The following is a 17893-nucleotide window of genomic DNA, read 5'->3' on the forward strand; positions in this document are numbered from 1 at the left end:
ATTTCGTATTCCTGCAGAAGAGTCCAGAACTCTTGCAGACAACCAACGCACCCTCCGACCATCAGGTCGGTGCGCCGAGCGCATCTCAGCAGGCCATCACCTGTTGCATCGCCAGGTGGATTCAGCGTCCCCCACCTTCGGGCGCTTTGAAGCCGGTGCTCAGCTCGATCCGCGGCCGCGGCAGGTCGTGCAGCTGCATGAAGCGCGCCGCGTCGACCGGGCGGCCGAGCAGGTAGCCCTGCAGGTAGTCGCAGCCCAGGCGCTCCAGGTAGGCGCGCTGGGCGGTGGTTTCCACGCCTTCGGCGACGATGTCCATGTCCAGCGCATGGCCCAGCGCCACGATCGCCGAGACGATCACCACGTCCTCTGCACTGTGTTCCAGGTCGCGCACGAACGCATGGTCGATCTTGATCTCGGTGGCCGGCAGCCGCTTCAGGTACAGCAGGCTGGAATAGCCGGTTCCGAAATCATCGATGGAGATGCCCACGCCCAGCGCCGACAGGGCCTGCAGCAGGCGAAGGCTGGTATCGGTATCGCGCATGACCGTGCTTTCGGTGATCTCCAGCACCAGGTGGCGCGGGGCAATGCCATGGCGTTCGATCACTTCACGCACATCCTGCAGCAGGTGTGGCGAACTGAACTGCACCGGCGACAGGTTCACCGACATCGACCAGCCTTCATGCCCGGCGTCGCGCCAGCGCCGCAGTTGCTGGCAGGCCTGGTCCAGTGCCCAGCGACCGATCTCGTTGATCGCGCCGCTGCGTTCGGCCAGGCGGATGAAGCGGTCCGGTGGGATCAGCCCGTGCTCCGGGTGCTTCCAGCGGATCAGCGCTTCGGCACCGGCCACCTTCTGCGTGGCCACGCGGATCTTCGGCTGATAGTGCAGGAACAGCTGCTCGCTGCCGATCGCACGGCGCAGGTCGGCCAGCAGCCGGAACTGCTGCTCGGCACTGTCGTTCATCCAGTCGGCGAACAGCACGAAGGCGTTGCGTCCGGATTCCTTGGCCTGGTACATCGCCGCGTCGGCGAAGGCCATCAACTGGCGCTCGCTGGCAGCGTGGTCGGGGCAGATCGCCACGCCGATGCTGGCAGTCACCTGCAGTTCGTTGTCCGGCAGCAACGGGCCGCTGCCCACCGCCTGCAGGATGCGCCGGGCGAGGGTGGGCAGGTCCTCGTCGTGCTCGATGCGCACCACCAGCACGAATTCGTCGCCGCCCAGACGGGCCAGCATATCGTTGGGCCGGAGCAGCTGGCGGGTACGCTCGGCCACCGCCACCAGCAGTGCGTCGCCGGCCTGATGGCCGTAGGCATCATTGACCTGCTTGAATCCGTCCAGGTCCATGAACATTACCGCAAATCGGCTGCCGCCCTGTTCGGCTTCTGCCAGCGCCTGCACGATGCGCCGCTGCAGCAGCAGGCGGTTCGGCAGGCGGGTCAGCGGGTCGTGCAGCGCGGCCTGGGTCAGTTCCTGCTGGGCATCGGTCAACGAGGTGCTCAGCATCGAGTTGCGCAGCCGCAGCAGCTGCGCCTCCACCCGCTGGTCCAGCCACGAGACCACCAGCACCACCGCCAGGATCGCAACCGTCAGCACCACCACCAGCATCGCCAGCCACTCGCTCTGCAGGCCATCGCCGACCGCCGCGCCGCAGATGCTGCCTTCCGGGAAACGCGCGGCGGCCATGCCGGTGTAGTGCATGCCGACGATGGCCAGGCCGAGCAGGCCCGCGGCTGCCAACCGGTCACCGACGCGGGTGCGCTGCGCGCGCAGGCGGAACGCAACGTAGAGCGCGGTCCACGACGCGGCCACCGCCACCACCAGGGAGAGCAGCAGCCAGCCCGGGTCGTAGTCGATCCCGGGCTGCATGCGCATCGCTGCCATGCCGACGTAGTGCATGCCGGCAATGCCGGTGCCCATCAGCAGGGCACCGCCGGCCAATCGCGGATGGGGCAAGGTGCGCAGCGAGACCAGCCACAGTGCGAACACCGACGAGGCGATCGCCAGGGCCAGCGAGAGCAGGGTGATGGGCAGGTCGTAGCCCAGTGCAATGGGCAGATCGAACGCCAGCATGCCGATGAAGTGCATCGACCAGATGCCCAGGCCCATGGCGAATCCGCCCCCCAGGCGCCACCACCAGGCGGCTGCCCGGCCCGGGGCGGTGACCGTGCGCCCGGCCATGGCCAGCGCTGTGTACGACGCCATCACGGCGACCAGCAGTGAGATCGCCACCAGCCACGGGTTGTACGTGCCTACCAGCATTCGTCAGTCTCCCGGACCTGCCTGTCGACGGAAACCACGGTGGGGCATGCATGAGGCAGGCCAACGCGAACGGGCGTCGGCCAGGTGCGGCATCCCCCCGGTTGCCGCGCATTCACTCTAACGCGCAGACCCGGGGGGACTTCAAGCGGCAATCCGTGAAATTGCGCCCCTGTAGAGCCGAGCCCATGCTCGGCTGCCACTCCTGCCGAAGGCAGCCGAGCATGGGCTCGGCTCTACAGAAACAAATGCATGGCAAGCAGTAGAACGTGACGACCGGGTCAGCGTGTGACCGCGTCCGCGGCCTGGAAGGCGGCGTCGAACAGGCGCTGTACCGGCGGCCCCATTTCCCCGGCCAGCAGCGCCAGGAGGAACAGGCCCAGCAGCAGCGAAACCGGCAGGCCCAGCTGGATCGGGTTCAGCGCAGGCGCGGCACGCGCCAGGACACCGAAGGCCAGATTCACCGCCAACATCGCCACGGTCAGCGGGATGGCCAGGCTCAGCGCGCCGCGCAGCACGGTCAGCAGGAAGGTCGGGGCGATGCTGAAGAAGGCATGGGGATCCGGCAGCGGGGCGCCAATCGGCAGCGCGCGATAGCTGTCCACCAGCAGCGAGATCAACGCCAGGTGGCCGTTGGCGGTGAAGAACAGCAGCCCGAACAGCAGGTAGAACCACTGTCCGATCACGCCGGAGGTACCACCGCGCAGCGGATCGCTCATCTGCGCGAAGGCCAGGCCGGTGCCCTGCGCGATCAGTTCGCCGGCCATCGCGCCGGCTTCGAACACCAACCGCAGCATGAAGCCGATGGATACGCCAATGGCCAGTTCACGGGCAATGGTCAGCACCGTAGCCGCGTCGAAGCCGGTCCAGTCCGGTACCGGGGGGAGCAGCGGGGCCAGTGCGATGGCCAGGGTGCCGGCCAGCACCACGCGCACCCGCGATGGCACCGCACGCGTGCCGACCATGGGCATGGCCATGACCACTGCGCCGATGCGCAGCATGGTCCACAGCACCGTGCCGATCATGCCGAAGGCCTGCAGGCCGTCGGCCGCCATCTGTGTCGCGGCGTCCATCGAAGCGCGTGCCCTAGCCGATCAGGTGTGGGATGCGCTGGAACAGCAGCGTGGTGAATTCAACCAGGTGGCCGATCAGCAGGCTGCCCAGCGCGAACAGCACTGCGGTCAGCGCTGCCGCCTTGGCGACGAAGGCGATGGTCGGTTCGTTGAGCTGGGTCGCGGCCTGCACGACACCGACCACCACGCCCACCACCAGTACGGTGAGCAGCAGCGGGCCGGCCACCCACAATACGGTGATCAGGCCGCCACGCAGTTCAGTCAGGGCAAGTTCGGGAGACATTCGGGTTCCATCTGCTCATGTAGAGTCGAGCCCTGCTCGATTGCGCGTTACGGGGGATATCAGGCCGGATTGAAGCTCGCCGCCAACGTACCCACGGTCAGCACCCAGCCATCGACCAGCACGAACAGCAGGATCTTGAAGGGCGCCGAGACCAGCATCGGCGACAGCATCATCATGCCCATCGACATCAGCACGCTGGCAACGACCAGGTCGATGATCACGAACGGGATGAAGATCAGGAATCCGATCTCGAAGGCGGTCTTCAGTTCACTGGTGACGAACGAAGCGACCAGCACCGGGAACGGGATCGCGTCGGGGCTGGCGTAGGTGCCATGCCCGGCGATGCCGGCAAAGGTCATCAGGTCGGTCTCGCGGATCTGCGCCAGCATGAAGCCGCGCAGTGGCTGCGTGGTCAGCGTCCATGCGGTCTGGAAGTCGATGTCGCCGTTGAGGTAGGGCGCCATGCCCGTGCTCCACGCCTTGTCCCAGGTCGGCATCATCACCATTGCGGTGAGGAACAGGGCCAGGCCCAGCAGCACCTGGTTGGACGGCGTCTGGCCGGTGCCCAGCGCCTGGCGCAGCAGGCCCAGCACGATGATGATGCGGGTGAACGAGGTCAGCACCAGCAGCATCGACGGGATCAGGGTGATCGCGGTCATCAGCAGCAGGGTCTGCAGCGGCAGGCTGACCGGCTGGCCGCCGATCTTGCCGACGTTGACGTCCGGCAGCGGGGTGGCCGGAGCGCCGGGCGCGGCGAACGCCAGTGCCGGCAACAGGCACAGGGCAAGCAACAGCAGCCACGGCATCAGGGTGGCGGGACGGGTACGGGGGACACGCATGTCAGGGATCCTTGCGCAGCCGCTGCTGCAGCAGCTGGGCGAAATTCGGCAGATTCTTGAAGTCCGGCACGCGCACCGGCGCCGGTGGCGGCAGCGGTTCGGGCAGGGTGTGCAGGGTGTTGATGCCGCCGGCGGTGACGCCCAGCAGCAGCTGCTGGCCGTTGACCTCCACCACCACCACGCGTTCCTTGGCACCGACACTCAGGCTGGCCACCACCTTCATGCCTTCGGCCGGGCGGAAGCCGCTGCCGGGCATGCGCTTGAGCAGCCAGCCCAGGCCGATCACCAGTGCCAGTACCGCCAGCAGCGCCAGCACCGCACCGAACAGGCTGGGTGCGGCGGCCGCATGCTGGCCGACCTGCGGGCCGACCGGCGCGGCGGCCTTGCCGACCGCCAGCAGGGTGGAGGCCAGCAGGCTCAACGCAGTCTCCGGATACGCTCGCTGGGGCTGACCACGTCGGTCAGGCGCACGCCGAAGCGGTCATTGATCACTACTACTTCGCCGTGGGCGATCAGGGTGCCGTTGACGAACACGTCCAGCGATTCGCCAGCACCGCGCTCCAGTTCCACCACCGACCCCTGGTTGAGCTGCAGCAGGTTGCGGATCGGCAGGCGGGCACGACCGACTTCCAGTGACAGGGTCACCGGCACATCGAGGATCACGTCCAGGTTCAGGTCCGGACCATTCGCCTCATCGGCCTGCAGGCTGCTGAACTGGGCCGGGGTCGGTTCGAGGGCGTCGATATCGTTCATTGCGGGTCTTCCTGGATGACGGGTACGCGCGGGCGGGTGCCCGGCGGATGGGTAGCGGTGATCTTCACGGCGTTCATGCCGTTGGCGATGCCGAACTCGCCGGTGAACACGGGGATGTTCTCCACGCACAGCGGCACCTGCGGGCTCAGCTCGATCGGCAGGATGTCGCCGACCTTCAACTGGGTCAGGTCGCGCAGGGTCATGCGCTTGCTGGCCAGCACGCTGGACAGGGTGACTTCGGCGACGTTGAGCTGCTCACGCAGGGTCTTGCCCCAGCTCTCGTCGCGGTCGTTGCGGTCGCTCTGGATGCCGGCGTCGAGCAGTTCGCGGATCGGTTCCAGCATCGAGTAGGGCAGGGTGACGTGGATGTCGCCGCCGCCACCGTCGAGCTCGACGTGCAGGCGGCACACGACCACGTACTCGCGCGGGGTCACGATGTTGGCGAAATGCGGGTTGATCTCCGAGTTGATGTACTCGAAGTCGACATCCATCACCGGTGCCCACGCTTCGCGCAGATCGGCGAAGGTCTGCTTCAGCAGCAGGTGGATCACCCGCATTTCAGTAGCTGTGAACTCGCGGCCCTCGATGCGGGTGGGGTAGCGCCCGTCGCCACCGAAGAAATTGTCGACGATGGCGAACACCAGGGTCGGCTCGAACACGATCAGGCCGGTGCCGCGCAGCGGCTTGAAGCGGATCAGGTTCAGGTTGGTCGGTACATACAGCGAGTGCATGTAGTCGTTGAACTTGATCAGCTCGATGCCGCGCACCGACAGTTCGGCCGAGCGGCGGATCAGGTTGAACAGGCCGATCCGCCACAGGCGCGCGAAGCGCTCATGGACCATTTCCAGGGTCGGCATGCGACCACGGATGATGCGGTCCTGGCTGGCGAAGTCGTACGAGCGCGCTTCGCCTGACGGGGGTTCCGCATCGGTCTCGACCGCGCCACTGTCCACGCCGTGGAGCAGGGCATCGATCTCGTCCTGGGACAGCAGATCATTCATCGGTGGGCCCTTACTGGGTCACGAAGCTGGTGAACAGCAGATCGTCGGCGCCGTTGCTGCCGGTCTCGGCCTTGAGCACCTTCTGCACCTCGGCCAATGAGGCGGCCTGCAGCTTCTGCTTGCCGGCGACATCGGCGATCTGGTCCGGGCTGACCTGCGAGAACAGCATCAGCAGGCGCGCACGGATGGCCGGGGCGTGGGTCTTGATCGCTTCCAGCGCGGCCGGGTCGCGGGTCATCAGCTGAACCTCCAGCTGCAGGTAACGTGGGCCGTCGACCGGGCCATTGAGGTTGACCACGAAGGCCGGATCCAGTGCGAAGTACTGGGCCGGGGCTGGAGTCGCGCTCTTCTTCGGCGCCTGTGCGGTCTTCTCTTCGTGCTTGGACTGGGTGAAGAACCACACGCCGCCACCGGCAGCAGCGGCGGCCAATACGGCCACCAGCGCGGTGATCAGGATCGGACTACGCGGCTTGGCGGCCTTGTCCTTCTCTGCGGTCTTCTTGGTTTTGTCGGCGGCTGCGGCCACGGGTGAAGCTCCTGAGGGTTGCTTCACCGGGATATGCAAGGGGCGTGCCGAAGGCCGGGCAGCGGGATGCGACGGAATTCCGTCGGATACCTGTGCCGGTAGGTGCCAACCTTGGTCGGCACGCCTGTCAGGCGTAGGCGTCCAGCAGTCCGCGCTGGCGGATCAACTGCGCCGACGACACGCTGGCCTCGCCCGGCGTCGGTTCTCCGTCGCCGATGATGCCGCTGCCACCGGGCTGGCCCGGCGCATTGCCGTCACCACCCGGTGACTGGTGGCCGACATCGGCGTGGGCCAGCTGGAAGCCCTGTTCGCCCAGCAGCTCGCGCAGGCGCGGCAGGCTGCTTTCCAGCGCTTGCCGCACGTCCACGTGCGGGCTGCTGAAGCTGGCATGCACCTTGTCGCCGTTCAACTGCAGGCGCACGTCGACCGGGCCCATGTCGTCCGGGCTCAGGCGGATGTGGGCGTGGCCGATCTTCTGGTCGGCCAGCCAACCCAGGCGTGCGCCGATGGCCTGGTCGAAGCCATCGTCACCCAGCACGGGTTTCGGCGTCGGCTCGCCATTGAAGATCGCATTGCCGGCGGCGAGCGCCGCCTTGAGGTCCTGTACGGCGGCTGCTGCCGGGGCGTGCAGCAGGGGTGTGCTGGCGCGGTCGCCAACGGCGGCCACGTCACTGCCTTCGCCGCGCTCGCTGCGCTTGCCGGGCAGGATCATCTCCGGCAGTGGCAGCGCCGCATCGTCCGCACTGGCCGCCGCCGGTTTGGCGTCAGCCGCCACTGGGGTTGTGGTGGCCGTCGCCGGCGCGTCTACAGGCAGTGTCGGGTTCGTGGCGGGGGCAGCAGCAGGCAGCGCGCTACCGTCGCTGGCCAGCGCCGGTGCAGCGGTGGTCGGCAGAGCAGCGGCCGGATCGGCAGGCATCGGCATCGCCAGCACCAGGCCGGCCAGGCCGGGCGGTGGCCACGGGGCGTCCTCGGTCGCGGCGGGCTTGTCCTTCTCGGTGCCGGGTCCCGCTGGGGTCACGGCAACGGGTGGCAGCGACGGCGTTTCAGCAGTTGCCGCTTCGGCGCCCGCATTGCGTTCATCCGGTGCCTGGCCATTGCTGTCGGCAGTCGATGGCGGGCTCGGCGTGGATGGCGTCGGCGTCGTGGCGTTTCCCGCAGACGCGGGCGCGCAGGGCGCACCGCCCTGCAGCAGCTGGCTGAAGTCCTTTCCGCCTTCGCTGCGCGAGGCGCGTGCGGCACTGTTGCTGGTGGCGGGCGTGGCCGTGTTGGCGCTGCTGGCGAGCGGGGCGGGCATCACGAGCGGCCTCCCTGCTCGGCGCCGTCCTGGTCTTCGGCCTGCACCAGGCGTGCACGCCGTGCACCAATGTCGTCCATCTCGCGCTGGTCGCGGCGGTCGGTCACCACCTTTTCCTGCGCCCGGTAGCTGGCGGCCAGCTGCTCCAGCACCGCCTTGTCACGGCTGGCCAGGATCAGGCGCGCGCGCTCGGCCTCCACTTTCTCGCGGTTGCCATTGACCGTGGCCTGCTGCTGCTCGACCGCGCTGTCCAGTCGATCGAGGAAGGCGCGGCGGTTGAGCAACTGTGCCGGGCTGGTCGCCGCCATCTGTGCGTTGGCGTACTCCTCGGCATAGCGGCGCAGTTCGTCCAGTCGCGACAGATGGGTGTCGAGCACGCGCTGGCGTTCGGCCAGGTCGCGGGCGACTGCGTCCTCATGTTCCTGGGCTCGCTTGAGCAGGGGATCGATGCGCTTGGACTGGTTCATGGCTTAACTCTCTTGTTCCACCAGGCGCTGCAGCGCCGCCTGGCTGTGCGGGAGATCTGCGGCCTTGGCAACGTCCTGGCCGAGGAACTCCATGATTTCCGGCCAGCGTTCCAGGGCTTCGTCGGTGGCCGCGTCGTTGCCGCGCTGGTAAGCACCGATCGCGATCAGGTCCCGGTTGGCCGAGTAGGCCGAGACCAGTCGCTTCAACTTGCGGATGCGCAGGCGCCACGGTTCGTCGGCGATTTCCGTGACCACGCGGCTGACCGACGACTCGACGTCGATGGCCGGGTACAAGCCGCTGTCGGCCACGCGGCGCGAGAGCAGGATGTGGCCGTCGAGGATTGCGCGCGCGGCATCGGCGATCGGATCCTGCGGATCATCGCCTTCGGTCAGCACCGTGTAGAACGCGGTGATCGAGCCACGGCCCTTGGCGCCATTGCCGGCGCGTTCGACCAGTGCCGGCAGCTTGGCGAACACCGACGGCGGATAGCCGCGGGTGGTCGGCGGTTCGCCGACCGACAGGCCGATCTCGCGCTGCGCCTGGGCGAAGCGGGTCAGCGAGTCCATCAGCAGCAGCACGTTCAGGCCCTGGTCGCGGAACCACTCGGCAATGGCGGTGGCGCGGTAGGCACCATGCAGGCGCGCCAGCGGCGGCCGGTCGGCAGGGCTGGCGACCACCACGGCGCGGCGCAGGCCTTCCTCGCCCAGCGTGGTCTCGACGAAATCGCGCACTTCGCGGCCGCGTTCACCGATCAGGCCGACCACGATCACGTCGGCGGCGGTGTAGCGGGTCATCATGCCCAGCAGCGTCGACTTGCCGACGCCGGATCCGGCGAACAGGCCGACGCGCTGGCCGCGGCCGATCGGCAGCAGCGCGTTGATCGCGCGCACGCCCACGTCCAGCGGCTGGGTGATCGGTTCACGCGCCAGCGGATTGATCGACACGCCGGCCATGCCAACATGGCCTTCGGCGCGGATCGGGCCCTTGCCATCCAGCGGCACGCCGTCGCTGTCGATGACGCGGCCGAGCAGGCCTTCGCCCACTTCCACGCCGCCCCGGCGCGCCGATGGCACCACCCGGGCGTTGGGCAGCAGGCCATGCAGTTCGGCGCTGGGCATCAGGTAGGTGCGTTCGCCGGCGAAGCCGACCACTTCGGCGTCGACCCAGCCACCATCGACCACTTCCACCTTGCAGCTGGCACCCAGCGGCGCTTCGCAGCCGACCGCTTCCAGGGTCAGCCCGACCGCACGGCGCAACACGCCCTCGCGGATCAGGCCACGACCATGCGCGGTGTCCACGCGCAGGCCATCCAGGCGCCGGGCCAGGCGCAGGTTGCGGGCCACGGCCCAGTCGGCCGGCGGCGGAGTGGTTTGTGGTCCGGCACTCATGCCGTCGCTCCGGTCTGGCGGATCACTGCATCCAGCGCACCGCGCAGGCGGGCTTCCAGGGTGCCGTCGACGCGCACGGCTTCGGCGTGCACGCGCAGGTCGCCACGGCTGAGGCTGGTATCCGGTACCAGGCGCTGCGTCGGCGAAAGATTCAACAGCGGGGCGAGGGCAGCGATGTCATCCGGATGCAGCCGCACTTCCACCTCGCGGGTGCTGCCGCCCACGGCGTCGATCGCTTCGCCGACCAGCTGCGCCAGCAGTGCCGGCTCGGCTTCGTAGGCGCGGCCGACCAGTGCGCCGGCGATGCGAACCGCCAGTTCGCCGAGTGCACCGACCACTTCGTTCTCCAGCCGCACCAGCGGCCGGCTGAAGTTGTCCAGGATCCCTTCGATCTGCGCGGCGAGGCGACGTACTTCGGCCTGGCCCTGGCCGTAGCCGTCGGCATGGCCCTGTTCGAACCCTTCCTTCTCGGCGCTGTCCTGGATTGCCTGGATCTCTTCAAGGGTCGGCAGCTGCAGCGGCGGCTCCGGATCGTGTTCCGGATCCGGCTCGGTGAGTTCGAACGCACCCTCCTGCTCCAGCACCGGTTCGGGCTGGGCCAGCAGGTCCGGGGCAAGCCAGCGCACGACGTTGCTCACAGCATGGCCTCCGCGCTGCCACCGATGGTGACGGTGCCTTCATCGGCCATGCGCTTGACGATGGCCAGGATCTCGCGCTGCGCGCCTTCCACGTCGGACAGGCGCACCGGACCGCGGGCCTCCATGTCTTCGAGCAGGATTTCGGCCGCGCGCTGCGACATGTTGCGGGTGATCTTGTCGCGCACCTTGATGTCGGCACCGCGCAGGGCCAGGCCCAGGCGCTCGCCGCTCACCTCGCGCAGCACCAGCTGCATCTCGCGGTCGTCCAGGTCGACCAGGTCGTCGAACACGAACATCAGGTCCTGGATGCGGTTGCTCAACGGCGCATCGATGCGCGCGATTTCGCCCAGGATCGCCTGGTCCTGGCCACTGTCCATGAAGTTCAGGATGTTGGCTGCGCACTGCACGCCGCCGATGTTGGACGACTTCAGGTTCTGGTTGCCGGCGAACTGGCGCTCCATGATCTCGTTGAGTTCATTGAGCGCGTTCGGCGGAATACCGTCGAGGGTGGCGATGCGCAGCAGCACATCCACGCGGGTACGGTCCGGCAGCAGCTTCAGCGCGTCGGCAGCCTGGTCGGTTTCCAGGTGCGCCATCACGATGGCGATGATCTGCGGGTGCTCGTTGCGCACCAGGTCGGCCACCGCACGCGGGTCCATCCACTTCAGCGCGTCCAGGCCGGTGGTGTTGCGGCCGAGCAGGATGCGGTCGATCAGGTTGCCGGCCTTCTCGCTGCCCAGCGCCTGCACCAGCATGTTGCGGATGTAGTCATCCGAGCCCACGCCCAGCGAGGTCTTCGAGCCCAGTTCCTGGCCGAACTGGTCCATCACTCGCTCCACCTGCTCGCGGGTGATGTCGGTCATGGTGGCCATGGCGATGCCGATCTTCTGCACCTCCTTGGGTTCCATGTGGCGCAGCACTTCGGCCGCATCCAGCTCACCCAGCGAAAGCAGCAGCACGGCCGCGCGCTGTACACCGGTCAGTTGTGCCTCAGTCATTGGCCACCCAGCCCTTGACCACCTGGGCCACGCGCTTGGAGTCGGTCTTCACGGCTTCACGCGCCATCCGCAGTCGTTCCTCATATGAATCCACCGGCAGTGCGAGCGCATCCGGTCCGCCCAGGCTTGCCCGGTCGGTGCCCAGCGCCGGCAGCGGCATGCCATCGTCATCCACCAGCTGCACGTCCGCGGTGTGCGGCTCCAGTGCCTGCGGGTCGTCCTTCCTGTTCTGGCCGGTGATCGCGCGCAGCGCCGGGCGCAGTACGCCGAACAACAACGCCAGCACCACCACCGCGCCGAGGAGCATGCGGCCGGCATCGTGCACCCATGGCAGTTCCCACCAGGCCGGGCCTTCGACCGGCGTGGTGTCACGCACGAACGGGGCGTTCATCACCGACACGGTGTCGCCACGCTCGGCGTTGAAGCCGACGGCCTGCTTCACCAGCGCCTCGACGCGGGTCAGTTCCGCGGCCGACAGCGGCTGCGGGCTGACCTTGCCGTTGGCGCCGGCGCGCGGCACGTTGTCCACCAGCACCGCCACCGACACGCGCTTGATGCGGCCGGCCGGCTGGCGGGTGTGCTGCAGGGTGCGGTCCAGCTCGTAGTTGCGGGTGGCGTTCTTGCTGCTTTCGGTCGGGGCCTGCGCGGCGGCCGGCGCGGCCTGCTGGCCCGGCGGGCTGTTGCTGGTGGCACCCGGCACGCCCTGCGGACCCGGCGTGCTGGTGGTGTTCTCGCTCATCTGCTCGCTGCGCAGCTTCTGCGGTTCACCGTTGTAGAGCTCACGGGCTTCCTCGGTCACCGAGAAGTCCATGTCCACGCTCACTTCCGGATTGACCCGGCCGGGGCCGGTCATCGGCTCCAGCAGCTCGCGGATGCGCTGGTTGAACGAGGTTTCCTGGCGGCGCACCTGCTCAAACTGCGCGGCGTTGACCGCCGCCTCGCTGTTCGGGTCGGTGATGCTGAGCATGCGCCCGCTCTGGTCGACCACGGTCACCCGTTCCGGCGCCAGGTCCGGAATGCTGGCCGCAACCATGTGCACGATGGCATCCACCTGGCTGCGTTCCAGCTGCTGGCCGCCACGCAGTTCCAGGGTGACCGAGGCGCTGGCCACGTCACGCTGGCGGGTGAAGGCGCTGGGCTTGGGAATGGCCAGATGCACGCGTGAATCACGTACCGGGCGCAGCGTGTTGATGGTGCGCGACAGCTCTGTTTCCAACGCGTGCTGGTAGCGCGCGCTTTCCACGAACTGGCTGACGCCGAAGCCCGGATCGCGTTCCATCAGCTCGAAGCCGAGCTTGCCGCTGTCGGTCAGGCCGGAGCCGGCCAGTTTCAGGCGGGCGTCGTGCAGGTTCTTTTCCGGCACGGTGATGCCACCGGTGGCCGGATCGAGCGCGAACGGAATCTGTGCCGCGCGCAGCAGGTCGGTCGCTTCAGCGGTCGCCTTCTGGTCCAGGCCGGTGTACAGCGGGACCATGCCCGGCTTCTGTGACCAGAAGAACACGGACAGGCCTGCCGCCACCGCCACCGCGATCATCGCCATCAGGCCCAGCCGACGGGTGATCTGCAGACTCTGCAGGCGGTCGAACCATTGCCCGGCCTTCTCGGCGTTCAGGCTGTCCTTGGAGAGCGTCAGTGCCATGCGTCAATGTTCCTTACAGCGGCATGTTCATCACGTCCTGGTAGGCCTGGACGAGACGGTTGCGGACTTCCACGGTGGCGCGGAAGGCGATCTGGGACTGCTGCGAGGCGACCATCACCTTGGCCAGGTCGGCGCTGGGGTCGCCCATTTCGAAGGCCTTGGCGAGGGCGCCGGACTTCTGCTGCGCATCGTTGACGCCGGCAATCGCACCACGCAGGGTTTCGGTGAAGCTGGCCGGCTGGGCCTGCGGCGCGTCCAGCACCGTGCCCGGCAGGGCGTTGCTGCGCGGCGCTTCGCCCAGCGGGTTGAGCGCCGGCTGTCCCATCTGGGTCTGATAGGAGCGGATCTGCGAAAGGATCGAAGTGACGGAGTGGGACATCTGCAACGGTTCCAGAAACAGGGATGGGGTTGTCTGCTGGAACCAGTGCAAGTGCCGTGCCGAAACCGGTTTTCGATTCAGTGAAGTGAGGGTTGTGGGTGTGCTGGCAGGGCTGCGCCCTGCACCCGCCGACGCGACGTCAACATCAACGTCAAAATCGGGCTATCCGTGGGGTGGCGGGGTGGGTCCGGTTGCGGGGGACGCCGTGAATACGTCCCTGTAGGCTCGGTCGCGCCATCCATGGCGCTCACGCCCCCGCAACCGGACCCACTCCGCCTTCGACAGTTGGCCGCGATCTGTTGGAACCTGCTGCTGATGGTGGGTGCCGACCGTTGGTCGGCACTAATCGGATGGGGTCAGATCCCGTTGCAACGCAACGGGCTCTGACCCCGGTCGTGGCGCCATTTATCCGGCGTCGGTTTTCTGGCCTAGGGCTGCAGGGTCCAGCGGCCGGAATTCTGGCGCTGGCGCGGGGCGATGGGGCCGTCGTGCTGGGTGTAGATGAAGCGACCCTGGCGGTCGCTCTGGCAGGTCAGCAGCAGGGTGTAGTGGGCGGGACCGGCCGGGTGGGCCTCGGTCATCTGGATTTCCGCGATATGCGGGGCCAGGCGCTGGTAGCGGTAGCTGCCGCCGATGCGCAAGTCAGTGCCGAGGATGTCCAGCACGTACTGGCTGCCGGCAAAGCTGAGCTGCACCATGCGTCCGGCGTTGGGGTTGTCCGGGGCGTACAGCGGGTCGCTGAGGTTGATGAACTGGCGCTGGTCCAGCGTTGCGGGCAGGGTGCAGTTGGCGGCAGTGACCAGGGCCGGGTAGAGCAGGCTGGCGAGCAGGGCAAGGCGATGCATGGTGGAACCTCCATGGGTGTGTCCTTGCCATGCTCCGCACTGCGGCCGTGTTGTCTCTAGGAAAACATGCAAAAGCAATGGGCTCAGATCGCGTTCCGCAGCAAAGGGATGTGAGCCCAGGCGCCAGAAACACCAACGCCCGGGCAAGCCCAGGCGTTCGTGCCCCCTTCATGCTGGCAATGCGTTTCAGCCGGCCAGTTCGGCCTGCTCGCGCTCGATGCCGTACTTGCGCAGCTTTTCCACCAGGGTGGTGCGGCGCAGGCCGAGCAGCTGGGCGGCGTGGGCGACAACGCCCTGGGTGCGTTCCAGTGCTTCGTTGATCAGGCCCAGTTCGATGTTGGCCATGTGGTTGCGCAGGTCCATGCCTTCGTCAGGCAGCGCCGCCGGTGCCGCCGGGCGATTGACGGCGATGCCGTGCTCCAGCGCCGGCTGGTTGCCGCTGCCCGGGGTGTGGAAGGAGAAGCTGCGCAGGTCCAGGCGTTCTTCGCTGGCGGCCGGCTGTGCCGGTGCCGGCGTGGCGGCCGCCAGTGCCGCATCGCCACGGTAACGGGCCGGCAGGTCCTGCACGCGCACCGAACCACCCGGATGCAGCACCGCCAGGCGCTCGACCAGGTTGGTCAGCTCGCGCACGTTGCCCGGCCATTCGTAGCCGGCAAGGGCCTGCAGCGCTTCCGGGGTGAAGCGCACTTCGCCACGGCCGGTGCGGGCCAGCTGCGCGGCGATGGTTTCCACCAGCGCTGGCAGGTCTTCGCGGCGCTCGCGCAGCGCGGGCACTTCGATCGGGAACACGTTGAGGCGGTAGAACAGATCCTCGCGGAACTTGCCCTCGGCGATGCGGGTCTCCAGGTCGCGGTGGGTCGCGGCCACCACGCGCACGTTGCAGCGGATGGTCTGGTTGCCACCGACGCGCTCGAAGCTGCGTTCCTGCAGCACGCGCAGCAGCTTCACCTGCATCGGCAGGCTCATGTCGCCGATTTCGTCGAGCAGCAGGGTGCCGCCCTCGGCCATTTCGAAACGGCCCTTGCGCGCGGTCAGCGCGCCGGTGAAGGCGCCCTTCTCATGGCCGAACAGTTCGCTTTCCAGCAGGTCGGCCGGAATGGCGCCGCAGTTGATCGCCACGAACGGGCCGTCACGGCGCGGCGAGCGCTGGTGGATGGCGCGCGACACCACTTCCTTGCCGGTACCGGATTCGCCCAGCACGAGCACGGTGGTATCGAATGCGGCGACCTGCTCGATCATGGTGCGCAGGGCGGTCACTGCCGGGCCGTTGCCGGTGGGGCCCTGGTCCTGGGCGGCGCCTGCCTGGTGCTCGGCATCCAGGCGCTTGAGGCTGGCGCGGCGCAGCAGGGCTTCCATCTGTGCGTGGCGCAGCGGCGTTTCCAGCGGCCAGATGTTCGCTTCATGCAGCCCGTGCTGCCGGGCAAACACTGCAGCATCACCATCGGCCAGCAGCACCGGAGGCGGCAGGCTGCTGCCGCCCAGCCAGTTGTACAGCGCGGTGCTGGCGGGGCTGTCGTCCAGGCTGCCGACGATCACCGCCATCCAGTCGTTCTGGCGCTGCCGGCCCAGGTCGAAGTCGGCCGCGTCGGATACCCAGCGCGGGTTGAAGTCCATGAATTCCAGCAGGGCAACGGTGCGCTCTGCGCGCACGGCGTCGTTGTCCAGCACCAGGATGCGCGATTCACTCACGACTGTTCCTCCCTGAGGCCTTCCAGGATCGGCATCACTTCCTGGATGTAGGACAGCTTGCTGACAAAGTTGTCGGCACCGGCACGCAGCGCGTGTTCGCGGTGCTCGGCGTCATCGAAGTGGCTGGCGATCACGATGTACGGTGCATCGTCCTGCGACTTGATCAGGCGGGTGGCCTGCAGGCCACCCATCTCCGGCATGGCCAGGTCCATCAACACCACCTGCGGGCGCAGCGTTTCCGAGCGCTCGATCGCTTCCAGGCCGTTGCCGGCACTGCCGACGATCTGCAGCCAGTCGATCTTGCGGAAATGGCGCATCGCCGCGTTGATGAAGCCCTCGTGGTCATCGACCAGCAGGACCGTGAGCTTGTTCATGTCCAACATCCTTTTCAGCCCACCCGGGCCAGCTGCGGTTGCCTGGCGCTGAGCCGGCGCCGTTCGCGGGCCGGGGCGATATCCAGTTGTTCTCGGTATTTTGCGACGGTTCGGCGGGCAATGTTCACCCCCTGGCGTGACAGCAGGCCGGCAATGGCCTCGTCGGCCAGCGGACGGCCGGCGGGTTCGGCGTCGATCAGGCGGCGGACCATGGCTTTCACCGCCTGGCCGGAGACGCTGGCGCCTTCCAGGCGCACCGCGAAGAAGTGCTTCAGTTCGAAGGTGCCGCGCGGTGTCTGCAGGAACTTGCCGGTGGTGATGCGTGAGACGGTGGACTCGTGCATGCCGATTTCCTCGGCCACTTCCTTCAGGGTCAGCGGGGCCATGGCCTCTTCGCCACGGACCAGGAAGGCGGCCTGGCGCTCGACGATCACCCGCGCGGTGCGCAGCAGGGTGTCGTAGCGCATCGACAGGCCGCGGCTGAACCAGCGTGCCTCCTGCAGCATCTCGCGCAGTGCCGGCGCGGCTTCGCTGGTTTCGGCCAGCGCCTGTTCGTACTGGCTGTTGATCGAGACGCGGCGGCTGGTGGCCGGGTTCAGTGCCACCTTCCATTGCCCATCGGCGTGCCAGGCGACGACGTCCGGCACTACCACAGCGTTGCGTTCGGGCAGCAGGCTGTCGCCGGGGCGCGGCTGCAGCGAGAGGATCAGGCGCACCGCCTCGCGCACGTCGTCGATCTCGGCGTCGTGCTGGCGGGCGAGGGCGGGGTAGTCGTGCGCAGCCAGCGCATCGAGCGCGCCATCGAGGATGCGGGCGGCCAGGTGGCGAGCAGGGACCACGCCGTGCAGGCTGCGCAGCTGTGCCTGCAGGCCTTCGCGCAGGTCCTGCGCAGCCATGCCAGCGGGTTCACCGTGCAGCAGCTGCTGGCGGATGGCCTCGACGCCTTCGGCGGCGATGTCGAACTGGGCGCTGGCCAGCAGCTGCAGCTGCGCCAGCGGCGCCTGCAGGTAGCCGGCCTCATCGCAGTGGTCGAGCCAGAACGCGGCCACCGCCAGTTCGCGGTCGTCCATGTCCAGCGCCAGGCGCTGCAGCACGCGCAGCTGCGGGTCGGTCGACTCACCGGCGGCAATGCGCGCCATGCGATCGTCGTCGCCGTCCTGCCAGCTGGCGCCGGCCACGTCCCACATCGAAGACTCCGGCAACTCGTCGAACGCAGCGGTTTCCAGCGTGGTGGCGGCGGCCTCGGTGACGTCAGCGGCAGGCGCTTCGGCCTCTTCGATCTCCAGCAGCGGGTTGGAGTCCAGCAGGCGCTGGATTTCCTGTTCCAGGTGCAGGCCATCGAGCTGCAGCAGCCGGATCGACTGCAGCAGCTGAGGGGTGAGGTGAAGTTGTTGGCCCAGCTGGGTCGAGAGTGCAGCCTTCATCGTGGTTCCCCGGCGCCGCTCCCCGGCG

The 17893-nt window shown here is 68.0% G+C and carries 19 protein-coding genes; all 19 read right to left on the minus strand.

Features of this window, described 5'->3' with window-relative positions; genetic code table 11:
* Window positions 1-121: 121 nt before the first annotated feature.
* Complete coding sequence (locus ACM0PK_RS14430) at window positions 122-2257, minus strand: putative bifunctional diguanylate cyclase/phosphodiesterase (protein ID WP_414607990.1); 2136 nt, start codon at window positions 2255-2257, stop codon at window positions 122-124.
* 278 nt (window positions 2258-2535) lie between these two features.
* Window positions 2536-3327 (minus strand): flagellar biosynthetic protein FliR, encoded by a 792-nt coding sequence (gene fliR, locus ACM0PK_RS14435; RefSeq protein WP_414607315.1) that lies wholly within the window; start codon window positions 3325-3327, stop codon window positions 2536-2538.
* Between the two features lie 13 nt (window positions 3328-3340).
* Entirely contained in the window at window positions 3341-3610 is a 270-nt protein-coding gene (locus ACM0PK_RS14440; protein WP_005413254.1) for a flagellar biosynthetic protein FliQ, read from the minus strand.
* 59 nt (window positions 3611-3669) lie between these two features.
* The gene (fliP, locus tag ACM0PK_RS14445; protein ID WP_134972542.1) at window positions 3670-4449 is read right to left on the minus strand and encodes a flagellar type III secretion system pore protein FliP; all 780 of its coding nucleotides are present in this window, start codon (window positions 4447-4449) and stop codon (window positions 3670-3672) included.
* Between the two features lies 1 nt (window position 4450).
* A complete protein-coding gene (gene fliO, locus ACM0PK_RS14450; RefSeq protein ID WP_176556944.1) occupies window positions 4451-4849 on the minus strand; it encodes a flagellar biosynthetic protein FliO in 399 nt (132 codons plus the stop codon).
* A 17-nt stretch (window positions 4850-4866) separates the two neighbouring features.
* Window positions 4867-5202, minus strand: coding sequence for a flagellar motor switch protein FliN (gene fliN / locus ACM0PK_RS14455; protein ID WP_005409543.1), 336 nt, complete (start codon window positions 5200-5202; stop codon window positions 4867-4869).
* Window positions 5199-6203 (minus strand): flagellar motor switch protein FliM, encoded by a 1005-nt coding sequence (gene fliM, locus ACM0PK_RS14460; protein ID WP_005416434.1) that lies wholly within the window; start codon window positions 6201-6203, stop codon window positions 5199-5201. The genes fliN and fliM overlap by 4 nt, the downstream gene beginning before the upstream one ends.
* 10 nt (window positions 6204-6213) lie before the next feature.
* A complete protein-coding gene (locus tag ACM0PK_RS14465) occupies window positions 6214-6729 on the minus strand; it encodes a flagellar basal body-associated FliL family protein (protein ID WP_005416435.1) in 516 nt (171 codons plus the stop codon).
* Between the two features lie 127 nt (window positions 6730-6856).
* Entirely contained in the window at window positions 6857-8023 is a 1167-nt protein-coding gene (locus tag ACM0PK_RS14470; RefSeq protein WP_414607316.1) for a flagellar hook-length control protein FliK, read from the minus strand.
* Window positions 8023-8490 carry a flagellar export protein FliJ gene (gene fliJ, locus ACM0PK_RS14475; protein WP_005416437.1) on the minus strand — a complete coding sequence of 156 codons (468 nt, stop codon included), beginning with the start codon at window positions 8488-8490 and terminating at the stop codon, window positions 8023-8025. Before fliJ ends, ACM0PK_RS14470 begins: the two co-directional genes overlap by 1 nt.
* Before the next feature lie 3 nt (window positions 8491-8493).
* On the minus strand, window positions 8494-9879 hold the full coding sequence (locus tag ACM0PK_RS14480; RefSeq protein ID WP_065178546.1) for a FliI/YscN family ATPase: 1386 nt from the start codon (window positions 9877-9879) through the stop codon (window positions 8494-8496).
* Window positions 9876-10517 carry a FliH/SctL family protein gene (locus ACM0PK_RS14485; RefSeq protein WP_414607317.1) on the minus strand — a complete coding sequence of 214 codons (642 nt, stop codon included), beginning with the start codon at window positions 10515-10517 and terminating at the stop codon, window positions 9876-9878. The genes ACM0PK_RS14480 and ACM0PK_RS14485 overlap by 4 nt, the downstream gene beginning before the upstream one ends.
* Window positions 10514-11500 carry a flagellar motor switch protein FliG gene (gene fliG, locus ACM0PK_RS14490; RefSeq protein ID WP_024958226.1) on the minus strand — a complete coding sequence of 329 codons (987 nt, stop codon included), beginning with the start codon at window positions 11498-11500 and terminating at the stop codon, window positions 10514-10516. The genes ACM0PK_RS14485 and fliG overlap by 4 nt, the downstream gene beginning before the upstream one ends.
* A 7-nt stretch (window positions 11501-11507) precedes the next feature.
* Window positions 11508-13154: a flagellar basal-body MS-ring/collar protein FliF gene (gene fliF / locus ACM0PK_RS14495; RefSeq protein WP_180870863.1), complete on the minus strand. Its 1647-nt coding sequence runs from the start codon at window positions 13152-13154 to the stop codon at window positions 11508-11510.
* 13 nt (window positions 13155-13167) lie between these two features.
* The gene (fliE, locus tag ACM0PK_RS14500) at window positions 13168-13533 is read right to left on the minus strand and encodes a flagellar hook-basal body complex protein FliE (RefSeq protein ID WP_061478712.1); all 366 of its coding nucleotides are present in this window, start codon (window positions 13531-13533) and stop codon (window positions 13168-13170) included.
* Between the two features lie 428 nt (window positions 13534-13961).
* Window positions 13962-14378, minus strand: coding sequence for a hypothetical protein (locus ACM0PK_RS14505; protein WP_414607318.1), 417 nt, complete (start codon window positions 14376-14378; stop codon window positions 13962-13964).
* 186 nt (window positions 14379-14564) lie between these two features.
* The gene (locus ACM0PK_RS14510; protein ID WP_072166963.1) at window positions 14565-16067 is read right to left on the minus strand and encodes a sigma-54 dependent transcriptional regulator; all 1503 of its coding nucleotides are present in this window, start codon (window positions 16065-16067) and stop codon (window positions 14565-14567) included.
* Complete coding sequence (locus ACM0PK_RS14515; RefSeq protein ID WP_005409556.1) at window positions 16064-16441, minus strand: response regulator; 378 nt, start codon at window positions 16439-16441, stop codon at window positions 16064-16066. The genes ACM0PK_RS14510 and ACM0PK_RS14515 overlap by 4 nt, the downstream gene beginning before the upstream one ends.
* A gap of 14 nt (window positions 16442-16455) precedes the next feature.
* Window positions 16456-17865 (minus strand): RNA polymerase factor sigma-54, encoded by a 1410-nt coding sequence (gene rpoN / locus ACM0PK_RS14520; protein WP_414607319.1) that lies wholly within the window; start codon window positions 17863-17865, stop codon window positions 16456-16458.
* Window positions 17866-17893 lie beyond the last annotated feature (28 nt).

It is taken from the genome of Stenotrophomonas sp. FR010, assembly GCF_047520755.2.
Classification (GTDB): domain Bacteria; phylum Pseudomonadota; class Gammaproteobacteria; order Xanthomonadales; family Xanthomonadaceae; genus Stenotrophomonas; species Stenotrophomonas sepilia.

Coding starts and splice junctions, on each gene's coding strand:
- ACM0PK_RS14430 (WP_414607990.1), bottom strand. CDS start 2,257: ATGCTGGTAGGCACGTACAACCCGTGGCTGGTGGCGATCTCACTGCTG.
- fliR (WP_414607315.1), bottom strand. CDS start 3,327: ATGGACGCCGCGACACAGATGGCGGCCGACGGCCTGCAGGCCTTCGGC.
- ACM0PK_RS14440 (WP_005413254.1), bottom strand. CDS start 3,610: ATGTCTCCCGAACTTGCCCTGACTGAACTGCGTGGCGGCCTGATCACC.
- fliP (WP_134972542.1), bottom strand. CDS start 4,449: ATGCGTGTCCCCCGTACCCGTCCCGCCACCCTGATGCCGTGGCTGCTG.
- fliN (WP_005409543.1), bottom strand. CDS start 5,202: ATGAACGATATCGACGCCCTCGAACCGACCCCGGCCCAGTTCAGCAGC.
- fliM (WP_005416434.1), bottom strand. CDS start 6,203: ATGAATGATCTGCTGTCCCAGGACGAGATCGATGCCCTGCTCCACGGC.
- ACM0PK_RS14470 (WP_414607316.1), bottom strand. CDS start 8,023: ATGCCCGCCCCGCTCGCCAGCAGCGCCAACACGGCCACGCCCGCCACC.
- fliJ (WP_005416437.1), bottom strand. CDS start 8,490: ATGAACCAGTCCAAGCGCATCGATCCCCTGCTCAAGCGAGCCCAGGAA.
- ACM0PK_RS14480 (WP_065178546.1), bottom strand. CDS start 9,879: ATGAGTGCCGGACCACAAACCACTCCGCCGCCGGCCGACTGGGCCGTG.
- fliF (WP_180870863.1), bottom strand. CDS start 13,154: ATGGCACTGACGCTCTCCAAGGACAGCCTGAACGCCGAGAAGGCCGGG.
- fliE (WP_061478712.1), bottom strand. CDS start 13,533: ATGTCCCACTCCGTCACTTCGATCCTTTCGCAGATCCGCTCCTATCAG.
- ACM0PK_RS14505 (WP_414607318.1), bottom strand. CDS start 14,378: ATGCATCGCCTTGCCCTGCTCGCCAGCCTGCTCTACCCGGCCCTGGTC.
- ACM0PK_RS14515 (WP_005409556.1), bottom strand. CDS start 16,441: ATGAACAAGCTCACGGTCCTGCTGGTCGATGACCACGAGGGCTTCATC.
- rpoN (WP_414607319.1), bottom strand. CDS start 17,865: ATGAAGGCTGCACTCTCGACCCAGCTGGGCCAACAACTTCACCTCACC.